This is a genomic window from Collinsella sp. AF31-11, from assembly GCF_003475605.1.
In the GTDB taxonomy this organism is placed as follows: domain Bacteria; phylum Actinomycetota; class Coriobacteriia; order Coriobacteriales; family Coriobacteriaceae; genus Collinsella.
On sequence record NZ_QRQS01000008.1, the window covers coordinates 126282 to 142432 of the forward strand.

At 54.3% G+C, this 16151-nt stretch carries 16 protein-coding genes and 1 tRNA gene; 16 read left to right on the plus strand and 1 reads right to left on the minus strand.

All coding sequences use genetic code 11. From position 1 onward, the window contains the following. Positions 1–54: 54 nt before the first annotated feature. The gene (gene glgB / locus DWZ22_RS06795) at positions 55–2316 is read right to left on the minus strand and encodes a 1,4-alpha-glucan branching protein GlgB (protein WP_118405756.1); all 2262 of its coding nucleotides are present in this window, start codon (positions 2314–2316) and stop codon (positions 55–57) included. Positions 2317–2647: 331 nt separating this feature from the next. Between glgB and DWZ22_RS06800 the strand changes: the two genes are divergently transcribed. The 16 genes from DWZ22_RS06800 to DWZ22_RS10685 all read left to right on the plus strand — a co-directional run. Next, positions 2648–3337 carry an HAD family phosphatase gene (locus DWZ22_RS06800; RefSeq protein WP_118405757.1) on the plus strand — a complete coding sequence of 230 codons (690 nt, stop codon included), beginning with the start codon at positions 2648–2650 and terminating at the stop codon, positions 3335–3337. 9 nt (positions 3338–3346) lie between these two features. Next, complete coding sequence (locus DWZ22_RS06805; RefSeq protein ID WP_233546466.1) at positions 3347–3988, plus strand: thiamine diphosphokinase; 642 nt, start codon at positions 3347–3349, stop codon at positions 3986–3988. Between the two features lie 152 nt (positions 3989–4140). Continuing rightward, positions 4141–4216: transfer RNA gene (locus DWZ22_RS06810), tRNA-Ala, on the plus strand. A 770-nt stretch (positions 4217–4986) separates the two neighbouring features. Continuing rightward, entirely contained in the window at positions 4987–5532 is a 546-nt protein-coding gene (loaP, locus tag DWZ22_RS06815) for an antiterminator LoaP (RefSeq protein WP_199583464.1), read from the plus strand. Positions 5533–5828: 296 nt separating this feature from the next. Continuing rightward, complete coding sequence (locus DWZ22_RS06820) at positions 5829–7493, plus strand: nucleoside-diphosphate sugar epimerase/dehydratase (protein WP_233546467.1); 1665 nt, start codon at positions 5829–5831, stop codon at positions 7491–7493. Positions 7494–7508: 15 nt separating this feature from the next. Beyond that, positions 7509–8762 (plus strand): DegT/DnrJ/EryC1/StrS aminotransferase family protein, encoded by a 1254-nt coding sequence (locus DWZ22_RS06825; protein WP_118405760.1) that lies wholly within the window; start codon positions 7509–7511, stop codon positions 8760–8762. Continuing rightward, the gene (locus DWZ22_RS06830; RefSeq protein ID WP_118405761.1) at positions 8762–9418 is read left to right on the plus strand and encodes a sugar transferase; all 657 of its coding nucleotides are present in this window, start codon (positions 8762–8764) and stop codon (positions 9416–9418) included. Before DWZ22_RS06825 ends, DWZ22_RS06830 begins: the two co-directional genes overlap by 1 nt. After that, the gene (locus DWZ22_RS06835; RefSeq protein ID WP_118405762.1) at positions 9415–10530 is read left to right on the plus strand and encodes a glycosyltransferase family 4 protein; all 1116 of its coding nucleotides are present in this window, start codon (positions 9415–9417) and stop codon (positions 10528–10530) included. The genes DWZ22_RS06830 and DWZ22_RS06835 overlap by 4 nt, the downstream gene beginning before the upstream one ends. An 8-nt stretch (positions 10531–10538) precedes the next feature. After that, positions 10539–10940: a hypothetical protein gene (locus DWZ22_RS06840; protein WP_147352277.1), complete on the plus strand. Its 402-nt coding sequence runs from the start codon at positions 10539–10541 to the stop codon at positions 10938–10940. Continuing rightward, positions 10913–11077, plus strand: coding sequence for a DapH/DapD/GlmU-related protein (locus DWZ22_RS10675; RefSeq protein WP_118405771.1), 165 nt, complete (start codon positions 10913–10915; stop codon positions 11075–11077). The genes DWZ22_RS06840 and DWZ22_RS10675 overlap by 28 nt, the downstream gene beginning before the upstream one ends. Further along, the gene (locus DWZ22_RS10230; protein ID WP_158573310.1) at positions 11077–12054 is read left to right on the plus strand and encodes a glycosyltransferase; all 978 of its coding nucleotides are present in this window, start codon (positions 11077–11079) and stop codon (positions 12052–12054) included. The genes DWZ22_RS10675 and DWZ22_RS10230 overlap by 1 nt, the downstream gene beginning before the upstream one ends. Beyond that, positions 12054–12908 carry a glycosyltransferase family 2 protein gene (locus tag DWZ22_RS06850; protein ID WP_118405764.1) on the plus strand — a complete coding sequence of 285 codons (855 nt, stop codon included), beginning with the start codon at positions 12054–12056 and terminating at the stop codon, positions 12906–12908. The genes DWZ22_RS10230 and DWZ22_RS06850 overlap by 1 nt, the downstream gene beginning before the upstream one ends. After that, the gene (locus DWZ22_RS06855) at positions 12905–13969 is read left to right on the plus strand and encodes an EpsG family protein (protein ID WP_118405765.1); all 1065 of its coding nucleotides are present in this window, start codon (positions 12905–12907) and stop codon (positions 13967–13969) included. Before DWZ22_RS06850 ends, DWZ22_RS06855 begins: the two co-directional genes overlap by 4 nt. Before the next feature lie 445 nt (positions 13970–14414). Further along, complete coding sequence (locus tag DWZ22_RS10680; protein WP_233546469.1) at positions 14415–14624, plus strand: hypothetical protein; 210 nt, start codon at positions 14415–14417, stop codon at positions 14622–14624. Then, on the plus strand, positions 14596–16032 hold the full coding sequence (locus DWZ22_RS06865) for a lipopolysaccharide biosynthesis protein (RefSeq protein ID WP_118405767.1): 1437 nt from the start codon (positions 14596–14598) through the stop codon (positions 16030–16032). Before DWZ22_RS10680 ends, DWZ22_RS06865 begins: the two co-directional genes overlap by 29 nt. A gap of 66 nt (positions 16033–16098) precedes the next feature. Further along, a partial coding sequence (locus DWZ22_RS10685; RefSeq protein WP_199583465.1) for a sugar phosphate nucleotidyltransferase occupies positions 16099–16151 on the plus strand: 53 nt, incomplete at its 3' end.

Consider the following 16151-nt stretch of genomic DNA (forward strand, 5'->3'; position numbering starts at 1 on the left):
TGACTTACATCCTACGCCCCGGCGGGGCGGGTAATTACAGCGGTAACGGCTTTGTTACGCGTCCTTGCCAGATGCCTTAACGGCGCCTGTCTTGGCCTTGGGTGCAGCCTTTTTGGCGGTTGCCTTCTTGGCCGTGGCGGACTTGGTCGAAGCCTTGGCAGCGGGCTTAGCAGCCTTTGCCTTAGCCGGAGCCTTCTTAGCAGCCGCGGGCTTAGGCTTTACCGAGGACGTGCGCTTCTTGGGCGCAGCCTTGGGGGCCTCGACCACCGGCGGCTTGTAGCTGCTGGGACCGCGGCGCTTAAGCACCACGCCTGCCAGGCCTGGAACCTTAATCTCAATGGAGTCCATCTGCCCATTCCAGGGATAGGGCTCACTCGAGCAGGTGTAGGGCTCCACGCCGGCATAGCCGCTGCCGCCAAACTCGGGACGGTCGGAATCGAAGATGACCTCCCAGTCACCCTCGCGCGGCACGCCCACGCGGAAGCTCTCGTAGCTCGCCGGGTCAAAGTTGATCAGGATCACCAGGTCGTCATCGATGTCCTCGCCCTGACGCACAAAGCTCACGATGGACTGCTTGGAGTTGTCCGCGTCGATCCAGGTAAAGCCGTCGTCGGTGTAGCCGCGCTCGTACAGAGCGGGCTCGGCGGTGTACAGGTGGTTGAGCGCCTTGATAAACGCCTGATGATGACGGTGGGTCTCATACTCCTCGGTCAGGAACCACTGGATGGACTCGTAGTAGCGCCACTCGATAAACTGGCCGATCTCGTTGCCCATAAAGTTGAGCTTGGCACCGGGGTGCGTCATCTGGTAGAAGGCAAGCGTGCGCAGGCCGGCAAACTGGCGCCACCAGTCGCCCGGCATGCGGCCGATAAGGGAGCACTTGCCGTGCACGACCTCGTCGTGGCTCAGCGGGCAAATGAAGTTCTCGGTAAAGGCATACATGATGGAGAACGTGAGCAGGCCGTGGTTGCCGGGGCGCCACGGAAAATCGGTCTGCATGTAGTGCAGCGTGTCGTTCATCCAGCCCATGTCCCACTTGTAGTGGAAGCCCAGGCCGCCGTCCTGTGGTGGATAGGTTACGAGCGGCCACGCGGTGGACTCCTCGGCCATCATCATCACGTCGGGGTAGTGTGCCTCCACGGCGGAGTTGACCTGACGGATAAACGCGCTGGCGTCCAGGTCCTCCTCGGTACCGTACTTGTTGAACTTCTTTTGGCCGGGATCGTCAATGCCAAAGTTGAGGTACAGCATGCTGGACACGCCGTCCATGCGAATGCCATCCACGTGGAAGTTCTCGACCCAATACAGCACGTTAGAGACCAGGAAGGAGCGGACCTCGCCACGGGCGAAGTCGAACTTATGCGTGCCCCAGTTGGGGTGAATCTCGTGCTCAAACAGCATGTGGCCGTTAAAGGTGGCAAGGCCGTGGGAGTCGGCGCAAAAACCGCCGGGCACCCAGTCCATGATCACGCCAATGCCCGCCTCGTGGCACGCATCTATAAAGTGCATGAGCTGCTGCGGGTTGCCGTAGCGCGACGTGGCGGCGTAGTAACCGGTTGTCTGGTAGCCCCAGGAGCCATCGAAGGGATGCTCCATAAGCGGCATGACCTCGATATGCGTGTAGCCCATGTCGCGCACGTAATCCACGAGCTCCACCGACAGGTCGTCGTAGGTGTAGAACTCGCCGCGCTGCGCGGGGAAGGGATCCATGGGACCGGGGTAGTTGCCGTACTCATCGGGCTCGCCCTGCGGCGCGTCACCGTGGCGCTTCCACGAGCCAATATGCACCTCGTAGATGTTCAGCGGCTGCGACATGTGGTTGTGGCCGGCGCGGCGCTTGAGCCATGCTGCGTCGTTCCACTTATAGCCGTCGAGGGCCCACAGCACGCTTGCCGTTCCCGGAGGGCACTCGGCCTTAAAAGCGTACGGATCGGCCTTGTAGAGCTTCTCGCCCTCGTTGGTCTCGATAAGGTATTTATAGAGCTGGCCCTGCTCGGCGCCAGGAATAAAGCCTTCCCAAATGGTGCTCGTATGCACGGGCACCAGCGGGTTGGCTTCCTCATCCCAGTCGTTAAATTCGCCAATGACATGGACACTCTTTACGTCGGGTGCCCAAACGCAAAAGCGCCAGCCGCGCGTACGGTTCTGCGTGTCGGGGTGCGCGCCCATCTTTTCCCAGCTGCGCTCCCACGTACCGATGCCAAACAGATAGACATCGTCCTTAGAGAGCTCCGGTGCGTGCGGGGCGGCTTTACGGGTAGCGGGCTTTTTTGCCGTTGGCTTTAGCTTTGTATCGCTCACGTTTGATCCCATCATGACACGGCAGCATGTTGCCTTGGTGACTAGATGCGAAAGGTCCAAGGCTGCACGAATCGAAGGGACGGCGATAGTTCTATGATTCATTCCACCTCGCGTGCTCGGTGGAACTTTCGGCACGAAATACAATAATACCTGTTCGTTACTTTTATGGAGAAAAGTGGATTTGCGGCGGTGTTTAATCGGCGAGCGCCATGTTTAGACCACTGACAGAATTGCAGTGGTAAAACTCTTGACAGTTTTACCAATTAGGGTTTCAAGATTGTTAGTTTGACGTTTGGTAAAACGTTTTTAGCAGGTTGTTTACCATTTGACATTGAAAGGTATGTTTATGTCCCAGACCGCCGCTCACAATGTCGCTTTTATTTTCGATTGCGACGGCACACTGGTTAATAGCACCCCCGTTTGGGCCTATGCCCAGCCCGAGTTATTGCACCGCCACGGGATTGACGTGACCGTGGATGACTTTGCCCAATTTGAGCACCTGTCGCTGGAGGATGAATGCCAGGCCTACCACGAAACGTGGGGTATTGGCGCGAATGGCGAGGAGCTGTATCGCGAGCTGAGCGACATCCTGATTGATGGCTACTCCAAGGTGCCGCCGCGCGAGGGGCTCCTGGCATTTTTGGAGCAGGCGAAGGCGGCGGGCATTGCCATGTGCGTTGCCACGTCCACGCCGGCCGAGCTGGTTACGTCTGCGCTAGCGGGAGCCGGACTCGACGCCTACATGGAGCTTGTGACCACCACGGGTGAGGCAGGACGCTCCAAACAGTTCCCTGACGTATACGAGCTGGCGCTGCGCCGTCTGGAGGAGCGCTATGGGCACAAGTTTGAGCACGCATGGGTGTTTGAGGACGCCGTCTTTGGCCTAAAGAGCTCCGGCGCCGCCGGCTTTAAGCGTGTAGGTATTTATGACCCACACGGCCGTATGAAGCGCGATGACGTACGCGCCAACTGCGATATCTTTATCGACAGCTATGAGGAGCTGGATCTGGCCCGCTTGCTTTCGTTTGAGGACTAGGTGAGGGCCGTGGCTTGCAAGGTGTTAGTGGTCTGTGGCTCGCCCGTGGTGGCGAGCGCGGATCTGTTGCGTAGGCTAGCGGGGGAGTGCGATCGCGTTGTCGCCGTGGACCGCGGGCTCGACGCGCTGCTGGGCGCCAGTCTGGGCTGCGACGTGTATGTAGGGGATGCCGACACGGTGAGTGATGCGGGCCGCGCGTTGGTCGATGCCGCCACCGACTTTGAAGTTGAGCGCCACGACACGTACAAGGACTATACCGATCTGGCGTTGGCGCTCGATTCCGTCCGTCGCCGCTGGCCGGGTGCCGAAGTGGTTGCGACTTGCGCTACGGGCGGCCGCCCGGACATGGCGCTTTCCGTACTGGGCCTGCTCGCAGGCTACGAGGATGCCCCTGTCTGGATTGCCGAGGACAAGGTGGTAGCTCGCATCCTTCGCGCAGGCGAATCGTGGACCATCGAAGGTGCCGAAGGCAAGACGTTCTCCATCATCGCAATCGCCCCCAACACCGAGGCAAGCGAACACGGACTAGAGTGGGAACTAGATCACGCCCCGCTGGGCTTGTTGGCCGACACGGGCATTAGCAACGTCGTCAGGTCAACAGCCACGATCCAAGTCCACCAAGGCGTCGCAATCGGTTATTTGCTTGCGTGAGGGTTTTATCGGGACGGGGGTAAATTAGCTATTTTCTCCAAAGCTAAAATAGCTAATTTACCCCCGTCCCAGGAAAACCCGTAAGTAAGACAATCAACTCAAAAAAGTACTTGCACGTCGCGCCAGCTTCCCCTATAGTATCTCCTCGTCACGGGGGCGTAGCTCAGCTGGGAGAGCGCTTGACTGGCAGTCAAGAGGTCAGGGGTTCGATCCCCCTCGTCTCCACCATCGTGATTGCAAAGGCCTTCGGTATTCCGAAGGCCTTTTTTCATGCCAAAACGTCTCGCGCCAAAACCCCACCTCCGCCAACAAAAAGTTGCACAATTATTTCCCATGTCTGTACATAGTTTGTTAGACAAAAGCGATTACTAGTACGCCTCTCTGTTCAATTCGGGCTTCAGGAATGTCTCCAATCACCGCTAGCACCCCAATAACCTGCGCCAACGTGAACAGCATTCCAAAACAACCCCCTTAAGCACGCTAAATGAACGATATGTTGTCCAACGCAACCCAAAACAGTTTCGCTATCAGCTTGTGCTAGGATACATAATGGTACATGAGTTCAACTGTGCTCGCGGCTCCAGCAAGCCATAAAGCGCAGGGTCGATCAGCATCCGGCCGTAACGGCGGTGCCAGAAACACCATGAGCTCCAATAAAGAAGTCATGCGACGTTATTTATTTGCATTGATGTAATTCTAAGGTGCATTTAATAGCTTGCGTGTCAAAGCGTAGTAGTCCTACAGCTTGCTGCGTGCGGTCCAGTTTTGTACCCGCTTGACTGGCTCGCACGCAGCCAGCTGGGGATGCGGTCATTTTGCGATACACGTCCGCGTCTCTGGCAACTGCATTTGTACATACCGTTCACGGTGGGGCAGAGCCACGTGCTTGTCTAACTGGGCTCAGGGTTTGAATATGGAGCGCCTTCGCGCACAAGCGCCCTGGCGAAGCCATACCCAAACCCCGTGAGCCACACGTAAGACAGCAAGGGGGGGTGCTCGTGTGGTATGTGATCCAGGTCATTAACGGTCGCGAAGACGTAGTGCGCGAGCGCATCGAACGTATGGTGCCGGCGAGCGCCATGCAAGAGCTCTTTTATCCCCAATACCAAACCGAGATCAAGGTGCACGGCGAATGGGTCAGCACGACTAAGCCGCTTTTTCCCGGTTATCTTATCTGCGATACGGCAGATCCTCGGACCGTGCAACAGTACCTGCTGCGCATGGACGACTTTGCCCGGGTGCTTTCCCAGGACGGTCAGTTTGTGCCGTTGGCAAAAGAAGAGACCCAGCTCATTGGCAGTTTTACCAATAGGGGAGACCGCGTGGTGCCCATGAGCGAGGCCTTAAAAGACGGCGACCAGGTCGTAGTGACGGCAGGTCCGCTGCTGGGCCACGAAGGCCTTATCAAAACCATTAACAGACGCAAGAGCACTGCTTATTTGGAGCTCGACCTGTGCGGCCGACGCGTAACAACCCGCGTTGGCCTTGCCGTGCTTTCGACTGAGCAGCGCGTAATGCGAAACCTAAAAAAGGCAATCGCCTAACTGCGGGCGGCTGCTTAAAGGAGCAAAGGGGATCCCCGGGCCGGGGATAACGGGATCAACAGGGAAGAGAAGAGCTTATTTTGAACACTGAATCCAAGAGTGCAAGGCAAAAGGGGAAGCTGAGCGCCTTCGAACCGTACGCGCTGATGGTCTATGACATTGCTGCGACTATTATTGCTGTGTTTGTTGCATCGTGGGGAACGCAGCATTGGGCGACGCTCAGCGGAGCAGCTGGCGCATGCCCGGCTATTCTTGTGCTTGCGCTTGTTAACGTTGTCGTCTTTTGGTTCTTTCATATGTATAGCAGCTTGTGGCGCTATGCGAGCATTTCCGAGGCTGGACGTATTGTTGCTGCCGTAACGGTAGGCTCAGTCATTGGCGACGTTATCTTTAACGTGTTATTTGGCAAGGGCATGACCCTTCGTGAGGACGTTATGGCATGGGCTGTCATCCTCATAATTTGCGGTGGCGGCCGCTTTGCCATTCGCGCCATTTATGGTAGCCAGCTCTGGCGCTTTAAAAGCAATTCCGATGCGCATCTCCCGCGTACGCTCATCGTAGGAGCAGGGGAGACCGGCTCTCTCTCCATCAAACGTATGCTCAACGGAGACCCCGATATGATCGGTGATCCGGTTGCCGTTGTTGACGATGATCCCAATAAGCAAAACCAGCGTATTCATGACGTTAAGGTTTGCGGTACTTGTGCCGATATCCCTACTATTGCGCACGATTGTGAGGCCGAGCAGATTGTCGTGGCAATTCCGAGTGCTACGCATGAAGAGCGTCAGCGTATCTATGATCTGTGCATGAAGACTGGTCTTAGGGTTCTCACGCTCCCTAATGTCCGCGATATTCCGCAGGATGGTGTAGGCAGAGTTGCCCTTCGTGAGGTCGAGATCAGCGACTTGCTTTCTCGCGAAGAGAAGTCGCTTGACCTTAACCAAATGGGTTATGTTACTGGTAAACGCATTTTGGTCACGGGCGGCGGCGGATCTATTGGTTCAGAGCTTGTACGTCAACTGCTTCCGGCAAAGCCTGCGCAAATCGTGTTGTTCGACATTTACGAGAACACTACCTATGAGCTGTATCACGACATCATCAAGACCGCTCATGATCAAGGCACTGATATTCAAGTCTATATCGGCTCCATTACGCATCTCCCCGCGATTACCAAGGTCTTTGAGAAGCACCATCCTCAAGTTGTTTTCCACGCTGCAGCCCACAAGCACGTTCCTCTTATGGAACACAACGCCCGCGAGGCAATCGAGAATAACGTTTTTGGCACGCTCAACGTTGTGCGCCTTGCCGACAAGTACCACTGCAGCCACTACGTGCAGATTTCTACCGATAAGGCCGTTAATCCCACAAATGTAATGGGCGCCACTAAGCGTATGGACGAGATGATCGTTCAGTATTACGCGGCAAACAGCAAGACCATCTTTACGGCTGTTCGCTTTGGCAATGTTCTGGGTAGTCACGGATCAGTCATCCCGCTGTTTAAGCGCCAGCTTCGTGAGGGTGGCCCTATCACCATTACGCACAAGGACATCACGCGTTACTTCATGACCATCCCGGAGGCCAGCAAGCTTGTCATTACTGCAGGCGCTTTGGCGCATGGTGGCGAGATTTTTGTACTGGACATGGGTGAGCCGGTCAAGATCTACGACCTTGCAATCAACCTTATTACGCTGAGCGGTCTTAAGCCTGGCAAAGATATCCAGATCAAAGAAGTTGGCCTGCGTCCTGGCGAAAAGATGTACGAGGAGCTCCTTATGGACAACGAGCAGCTCCTGCCTACCGAGCATTCCGAGATTCGCATTTCCACAGCCGAGTCCGACAAGATGGAAGAGATCAAAGACAAGCTCGAAAAGCTTCATGATTGCCTCGACAAGGAAAACGACACGGTTAAGTCTGTGCTCGCTGAGGTTGTACCTACATATCATCCGCAGTTTAACGATTAGGGATAAGGAGTCACGATGGATATCAAGCCCTTTGAGAATAAGGTTTGGCTTAGCTCGCCGACCATGCACGGCGATGAGCTCAAATACATTACCGAGGCATATGAGACCAACTGGATGTCGACGGTAGGGGAGAATATCAACGAAATCGAACGCCAGATGGCCGAAAAGATTGGTTGCGGCTATGCCGTTGCCCTTTCTTGCGGTACTTCTGCGCTGCATCTTGCCATGAAGCTTGCTGGAATTAAGCCCGGTGATGAGGTCCTTTGCAGCGATATGACGTTCGACGCTACGGTGAACCCAGTTGTTTACGAAGGCGGTGTTCCTGTATTTATCGATACCGAGCGTGACACTTGGAATATGGATCCAGTCGCTCTTGAAAAGGCTTTCGAACTGCATCCGACTGCAAAGGTCGTTGTGGCGGCGCATCTTTACGGAACGCCTGGCAAAGTCGGAGAGCTTCGTTCAATTTGCGATGCGCACGGGGCTGTCCTTGTTGAGGATGCTGCTGAGTCACTTGGCGCCACGTATAAGGGTCGTCAGACTGGTACGTTTGGTGACATCAGCGCCATTAGCTTTAACGGCAATAAGATCATTACCGGTTCCGCTGGTGGCATGCTTTTAACTGATAGCAAAGAGGCAGCCGATAAAACTCGCAAATGGTCGACCCAGTCGCGCGAAGCCGCTCCCTGGTACCAGCATGAGGAGCTTGGCTACAACTATCGCATGAGCAATGTAATTGCCGGTGTCGTGCGTGGCCAGATTCCGTATCTGGAGGAGCATATTGCCCAAAAGAAGGCTATTTACATGCGTTACAAAGAGGGCTTCAAGGGTCTGCCGGTAAGTATGAACCCCTATAATCCCAGCGTTTGCGAGCCGAATTTTTGGCTTTCCTGCATGCTGATTGATGCCAACGCGATGTGTAAGCAGGTTCGTGGCGAAAGTGAGGCTCTTTACGTAAGTGAGCCCGGAAAAAGCTGCCCCACCGAAATCCTTGAGGCCATTGCCGCCATCAATGCCGAGGGCCGCCCCATTTGGAAGCCCATGCACATGCAGCCTATTTATCGCATGAATGCTTTTGTGACGCGTGAGGGCAATGGTCGAGCTAAAACTAACGCTTACATTTCTGGCGGCGCTACGGGTGCAGATGGACTTCCCCTGGATATTGGAGCGGATATTTTCCATCGTGGTTTATGTCTGCCCTCTGACAATAAGATGACGCCTGAGCAGCAGGACCGCATCATCGAGGTCATCAAGGGGTGCTTCGCGTAATGGCGCAAGCCGTCCACAAAGCTAACTTTTACGAGCGCTGCGTGAAGCGAGTGCTCGATTTTATCATCGCTTTTGCATTCATCCTGCTGTTCTGGTGGTTGTACGCTATCCTGGCCATCTTGGTTAGGGTCAAGCTGGGCACCCCCGTGCTGTTCACTCAGGAGCGCCCTGGCAAAGGTGAACACATCTTCAAGATGTACAAGTTCCGCACAATGACCGACGAGTGTGATGAGAGCGGCGAACTGCTGCCCGACGAGGTGCGACTGACTAAATTTGGCCGATCTCTGCGCTCCACAAGTCTGGACGAGCTGCCTGAAGTGTTCAACATCTTGAAGGGCGACATGAGTCTGATAGGACCTAGGCCGCTTCTGGTAAAGTACCTGCCCCTCTACAACGAGGAGCAGCGTCACCGCCACGATGTGCGGCCTGGCATGACGGGATGGGCGCAGGTGAACGGGCGCAACGCTATCTGTTGGGAACAAAAATTCGCCTACGATGTTGAATACGCTCGCAATTGCACCTTCACTATGGACCTAAAAGTGTTCTTAACGACGTTCAAGGTACTTTTCAGCCGAAGTGGAATTAGCAGTGGCACCTCGGCGACTATGGAAGCTTTCACAGGTACGCCATCAGATGGAAAGGTTGAGACTCGATGAAGGTGCTGATCCTTGCCAATAATGATGGAGGCCTGCTTCATTTTAGGGGTGAACTGATCGCGGAACTCGTTAAAGCTGGGCATGAGGTTATTTTCTGCATACCAAGCGGCGAGCTGGTTCCTGAGATTGAAAAACTCGGGGCCTCATTCATTGATAACCCTTTTCTAATTCGGCGTGGCACGAATCCGGTGGACGATGTCCAACTGATTCTTTTTTATCGAAAGCTGCTCAAAAGAATCCAACCCGACATTGTGTTTACATATACAATTAAACCAAACGTGTATGGTGGCATTCTCTGCGGTAAGTTCGGTATTCCCTACCTTGTTAATATTACTGGATTGGGTACTGCGGTCGAGAATGATGGACCGCTTCAGAAGTTAACACTCGGGCTTTATAAGCTAGGGCTGAAGAGGGCTCAGGTCGTTTTTTTCCAAAACGAGGCGAACAGGGATTTTATGCTATCCAGGGGGATCGTAGGGAATCGTTGCGATCTGTTGCCTGGCTCCGGAGTTAATCTTCAGCGATTTCGTCTTTTGGACTATCCAAAAGACGATGGGGTTATTCGTTTCTTTTTCTTCGCTCGAGTAATGCGTGAAAAAGGCATCGAAGAATTCCTCGAAGCTGCTAGGCAGATTCGAGGAAGGCACCCAAATACAGAGTTTCATGTCTGCGGCAGCTGTGAGGACGAATACAGAGGTTCCCTCGAGGCTTGCGAGAAGGACGGCGTCGTCATCTACCACGGAAGCGTCAAAGACGTGCGAGAGATGCATGCCCTGTCAAGCTGCACGGTGCATCCCACTTTCTATCCGGAGGGTATGTCGAATGTCCTGCTGGAGAGCTGCGCCTGCGGCAGACCGATCATTACGACGAACCGGCCTGGGTGCAGGGAGGTCGTAGATGACGGGGTCAATGGCTTCGTCGTAAAGCAAAGAGACGCGGAAGACCTTATCTCAAAAATCGAGAATTTTCTTGCCCTGCCCTATGCCGAGAAAAGGGAGATGGGCCTGAACGGCAGGAGAAAGGTCGAGAGGGAGTTCGACAGGCAGATAATTGTCGAGCGTTACCTGAAGGAAATGGCGGTTGCAGAAGAAGCGAAGGAGGCGCGCCGTTGAGGGGGGCGGTGAACAACGTTATCAGCGCTACATGGACATTTTTAAGGATAGCCGTTTGGAAAATCGGGCTGATGGGAAGCCTTCTCCTCAAAGGCGCGATCCAAAGGATTTCACCCAATGAGGTTTGCAACTTCAACGAGGGATCGAAAGTCAATATCGGGCGCACCGTCCGAATCCACAGCGGAAGCAAGATTAAGGAGAGAAAAGGCTCGAACGTTACAAACGACGGCAACTTCCGCATCAACTACGACGACATGGTCATCTGTCATGACGTGGTAACTATCGGCGCAGGTACAGACTTCGAACCAAACGTCCTCGTTTATGACCACGACTATACCTTCAGGAAGGCGTCCTCAAAGAGGGCGTCTTCGAATGGTTTTCGGTGGAGATTGGAGAGAACTGTTGGATAGGCGCGGGAACGATAATCCTTCGAGGAACGAAAATCGAGGCGAACTCGGTGGTCGCGGCGGGGAGCATTGTGAAAGGCGAGTTTCTCAGCGATTTCTTGATCTTGCAGCGGCGCACCACAGAAGTTCGGGGCTGGTGATGGCTAATATGGATGGCGTCAGCCACGGGGGAATGACGGCCACCATCGTCATGGCGACGTACAACGGCAGACAGTTCCTTCGGGAGCAGCTTGAATCGATTGTTTCGCAGAGGCGACAGGCCGACGAGGTGGTGATCGTCGACGACTGTTCGAGCGACGGCACGCCGGAATACATCGATGCGTACATTAATGAGCATGGCCTGAAGGACACATGGAGGATCTATCGCAACGAGAAGAACCTCGGGTTCGTTGGCAACTACCTCAAGGGGTGCTCGCTCGCGACGGGTGACGTCATCTTCTTCTCCGACCAAGACGACGTTTGGGCGGATGGCAAGATTTCCGAGATGATGGCCGTGTTCGAGAGGCACGAGGACGCGCTCGTCGTGTCGTGCGATACGACGATCATCGACCAGGACGACAGATCTGACAACACATTTCAGACCTCGCTCAGGCGCACGAAGGAGGGGGTATGGAAGGTTGACTTCGGCCAGCAGGTCTCATCTATGCTCAGTAGCGGCCTGTCGCTTGGCGTGAAGCGCTCCTTTATGGATGAGATGACTCCAATCATCGTACGCGAGGACCTCGTGTACGATTCGCCGCTCGGGCTCTTCGCGGCGGCCAAGGGCGGATTCTACCGCGTCGGCGGAGAGGCACTTGTCCTGCACAGGGTTCACAGGAGCAACGCATCCGCGCCCACCTATTCTCTGAAGTCGAGACTGACAAACCCCGAGCAGCACATTAAAGGCAGAAAGCATCAGCTCAAGCATATCGAGGCGTGTAGAAAGTACTGCGCCAACGAGCTGGATTCCGGTACGCTCGACCGACTCGATGAGGAGATTGCGGCACGCGAAGTTGCCATCAAATCCATGGAGGAGCGAAAGCCGCTTCCGCTAATAGCGCAATTGATTAAGAAGGGGCCGATGGCCAACGATAAAATTAGCCTTGTAAACCTCATTGTTGCCCTAAGGAGGCGTTGATGAGGGACATTGCGGCCTGCATCGTTGCCTACAATCCTGAACTTGCGCGCTTTTCGGAATGTCTGTCCGCTGTATCCGAGCAGGTGGAACACGTTTTTGTCGTGGACAACGGCTCAAACGAAGCGGGCGGGGTGGAAGCGCTCTGTCGTGAATATGACAATGTCATTTTCGTTCCCCTGGGGGAGAACAAAGGCATTGCTGCCGCCCTCAACATGGGATGTGCTGCCGCAGACGAGAAGCGCTGCACCGCCGTATTGACGCTCGACCAGGACTCGGTATGTGAAGATGGCTTAGTGGAGAAGCTGGCGGCGCATTTGACCAAAGATGTTGGGATTGCGGCACCTTGGATTTCTTACGCGGGCAACGAGGAATATTACGAATTGCCGCAAGATGGGCCCTACGAGGTCGAATGGACGATAACTAGCGCGTCGTTGACGAGCCTTGACGCATGGAGGAAGATTGGCGGTTTCGACGAGACATTGTTCATCGACAGTGTTGATCGCGATTTCTGCATTCGACTTCGTAGAGCCGGCTATCGCGTGGTCATTGACCCTGCGACTTCGCTGTCCCATGAACTTGGAGACATGCGGTGCGTCCGGATTCTCGGCAAGGTAATTCACATCACCAACCACAGCAGTTTTCGCAAGTACTACATAGCCAGAAACAAGATTCTATTGGCGAAGAAGGGTGAAATTAGCAGCGCAGAATGCGTGCGAGAAATATCGCAGGAATTCTTCAAGGCTCTTTTGCTAGAAGACAATAAGGCTTCAAAGATATCGAGGCTTATGCATGGAATTGTCGATGGCTTCCAGAGCCGTATAGGAACGCCGAGAACGGGAGTATCTTCAAAATGATTCTTGTTGCTGGCCTCCTTGTTCTTGATTTAACGGCATTGGTGTTCCAGAAGAGCAAAGTGCCCTTCCTCGCCCTTTTGATTTTTCTTTGGTTTGTATTCGTTTTCAGCAATGGACTGGCTGACGATTTCAACTACAACCTGCATTTGATGAACCCGACTTTAGCGCAGGACAAGGGAATTGGTTACAGTCTGTTAATCAGGTTCTTATCGGATTGCGGCGCGACGCTATTTCAGTTGAAGCTGCTCGTCGGAACTTTCTATCTAGTCTCTATTGGTCTATGCGGCTGGAATTTGACGAAGAGGCCTGGTTTGTTTTTGGCTCTGTATTCGATTTTCCCTTTTTGCATGGATGCAGTGCAGCTTAGGTTTTCACTGGCCATCTCATTTGTTCTGATTGGATATCTCTATGTATCAAAGGCCAAAGGTGGTCTAAAGAAAAAAGCGGCTGTTTTCTTTTTTGCATGTTTAATTGGTTTCAGCTTCCATGCGGCTGTTCTCTTCTTTGCATTGCTGCTCTTTGCCAAAGAGCTATCGCATCGTGACGCTCGAAAGTTGTGCCTTCTTGTTTTTCTCGGCCTGATTGTGGTGACACGAACCAGTTTGCTGACTCAAATCGTCACTCTTCTGGGCGTCTCCGCACGACTAAATATGGGTGGCGGCGTTGACGGCTCTGGATTTGCCAATGTTATTCGTTTGGCTGTTCCTTCTCTTGCTTGGATGGCGTTTGGCCTCTATTTGAAAAAGACCAGGGGAGATTCGGATGCCGTCCGGGTGATTCTAAATGCGAACCTGTTTTGTCTCGCATTGATTCCCCTCGTTGGCGTTGCATCCGACATCTACCGCATAGAGACTTCGCAATTTTTAATTTATTACCTTGTTGCGGTCAACTCGGTTGGCTGCGCCGGGGGTAGCAACATCCGAAAAGAGCAGGCTGACTTGTTTGGCGTTGCTTGTCTTTTGGGCATTGCCCTCATGGGCGTCACATTGTTGGTCTTGATGAGCATGAACCTTAACACGGTGTTGGTTCCGCTCCTTACCAACAATTCAATATTGGTTTAATAAAACTTAGGGCTTCATATGTTAGAAATCCGAACGAAAATTAGGCATGTATCCGCTTCTTTGAAGTGGGCCAAAGCCAATAGGCACAACAGAACACAACTCGGGCGTTGGGCAATTGGGCTCGACAATGTCACAATTGGCGATTACTCCTACGGGGAAATCAACGTTCTTACGGCGTCCAAGCAGCCCAAGCTCGCCTTAGGCGAATTATGCTCGATTGCGCCAAATGTGACTTTCGTAATTCACAACAACCATCCCATCGATCATTTCACGACGTTTCCTCTGCGCCGCTTTGTCTTGGGAGAGACTTACGATGAGGCATGCGGGGACGGCGGTATCGTCGTCGAAGAAGACGTTTGGATTGGCTACGGCGCGACCATCTTGGACGGCGTCCATATAGGCCGGGGGGGGGGTCGTCGCAGCAGGAGCTGTCGTCACCAAGGACGTGGAGCCTTACACGATCGTTGGGGGTGTGCCGGCAAAACCCATCAAGAAACGCTTCAGCCAGGACGTCATCGACCGGCTCCTCGCGCTCGACTACTCGAAGGTGGACAGGCGTTTCATGGAGACGCATATCGAACAGCTCTATCGTCCGCTGGACGAGCGCTCCATTGGGGAGCTGCTAGATGAGCCAGGGGACAGGCATGAACTATAGGTCTCTGGCGGGCAACATGATTGTCGCGTTCGCGGCCCAGGGCATCTCGTTCTTGGCGAGCGTCGCTATGTCACTGCTCGTGCCGAAGGTGCTCGGCGTCGAGACGTACGGCTATTGGCAGCTGTTTATTTTTTACGCGAGCTACTCTGGCTTCTTCATGCTCGGTCTCAACGACGGTATCTACCTCATCGAGGGCGGTAACACGAGAGGCGAGATAGACAAGCGAGCTGTGAACTCGCAGTTCCGCTTCGGCATGGCATTCCAGCTCGTCGTGGCCGCCGTCATCGCCATCATTGCCGTTGTTTGGGCGCCCGAGGCGCAGCGCTCGTTCGTCCTACTGGCGTTCGCCCTCTACACCGTGCTCTGTAACCTTGCCGGATTCCTTGGCTATATCTTCCAGTCGATGAACGAGACCAAGCTCTTCTCGTATTCCACCATGATCGACCGCCTGGTGTTTCTGGCCATCATCCTCGTGATGGTATTTATTCGTGTCCCTGATTTCGAGCCCTATGTTTTCGCCTTTTTAATTTCGAAAGCCTGTTCGCTGACCTATTGCATCGTTCGCTCCCGTGATTTCTTCGCGGCCAGGGCACTGCCCTTGACGGAGGCCGCCAGGCTGAGCCTTTCGAGCATGAAGGTCGGCTTCGCACTTATGATATCGAACGTGGCCTCGATGCTCGTCCTGGGTGTTGCGCGCGCGCTGGTAGACAACGCCTGGGGAATTGAGGCCTTCGGGCGCGTGTCGTTCTGGCTCTCGATGGTGAACTTCTTCATAACCTTTGTGTCGCAGGCGAGCATGGTACTGTTCCCGGCGCTTAGGCAGGGCACCGAGGGAGAACGAAGAGCTTTCTACCGCTTCGTTCGCGACATGATGGAGGTGACGTTTCCTGTGGTCTACCTCCTGTATTTCCCGATGGCATGGGTGCTGTCCCTCTGGCTTCCGCAATACGCCGACACCATGCACTATTTCGCGATTCTGTTGCCCGTCTGCGTGTTCGATACGAAGATGAACCTGTGCTGCACCACGTATTTTAAGGTGCTGAGGGAGGAACGGACGCTCCTCAAGGTGAACCTTTGCACGCTAGCGGGCAGCATAGCGCTTTGCACCATTGGCGTTTACGTGATCGGATCGCTCGATGCCGTCTTGCTTGGCACCGTCGCATGCATCGTTTGCCGTTCCCTTTGGTCGGAACGGCATTTGAACGCGAAAATTGGGGTTTCCACAACACCCGCTCCCATCGAAGAGGTCGTGCTCACCGCTGCGTTTGTGGCGCTAGCGCTTTGTGCGCCCGCGCTTGTTGCCGTCCTGGGGTATTTGGCGCTTTACGCAGCTTATTTGGTACTGAACAGGCATTCGGCGCGAGACATGCTTGCCTTGACCAAGCGAGTGCTTACGCGAGGGAAATGAACGGATGCATAGCGCGGCTGGTCTGGAATAGATACTCAATTACTCAACTTAGAAAGGAATAGCACAATGAAAGGCATCATCCTCGCCGGCGGGTCCGGCACCCGCCTGTACCCGCTCAC

What these genes read in the sequence shown, in the direction of transcription:
- glgB (WP_118405756.1), bottom strand. Translation starts at nt 2,316, where the DNA reads ATGATGGGATCAAACGTGAGCGATACAAAGCTAAAGCCAACGGCAAAA.
- DWZ22_RS06800 (WP_118405757.1), top strand. Translation starts at nt 2,648, where the DNA reads ATGTCCCAGACCGCCGCTCACAATGTCGCTTTTATTTTCGATTGCGAC.
- DWZ22_RS06820 (WP_233546467.1), top strand. Translation starts at nt 5,829, where the DNA reads ATGTATAGCAGCTTGTGGCGCTATGCGAGCATTTCCGAGGCTGGACGT.
- DWZ22_RS06825 (WP_118405760.1), top strand. Translation starts at nt 7,509, where the DNA reads ATGGATATCAAGCCCTTTGAGAATAAGGTTTGGCTTAGCTCGCCGACC.
- DWZ22_RS06830 (WP_118405761.1), top strand. Translation starts at nt 8,762, where the DNA reads ATGGCGCAAGCCGTCCACAAAGCTAACTTTTACGAGCGCTGCGTGAAG.
- DWZ22_RS06835 (WP_118405762.1), top strand. Translation starts at nt 9,415, where the DNA reads ATGAAGGTGCTGATCCTTGCCAATAATGATGGAGGCCTGCTTCATTTT.
- DWZ22_RS10230 (WP_158573310.1), top strand. Translation starts at nt 11,077, where the DNA reads ATGGCTAATATGGATGGCGTCAGCCACGGGGGAATGACGGCCACCATC.
- DWZ22_RS06850 (WP_118405764.1), top strand. Translation starts at nt 12,054, where the DNA reads ATGAGGGACATTGCGGCCTGCATCGTTGCCTACAATCCTGAACTTGCG.
- DWZ22_RS06855 (WP_118405765.1), top strand. Translation starts at nt 12,905, where the DNA reads ATGATTCTTGTTGCTGGCCTCCTTGTTCTTGATTTAACGGCATTGGTG.
- DWZ22_RS06865 (WP_118405767.1), top strand. Translation starts at nt 14,596, where the DNA reads ATGAGCCAGGGGACAGGCATGAACTATAGGTCTCTGGCGGGCAACATG.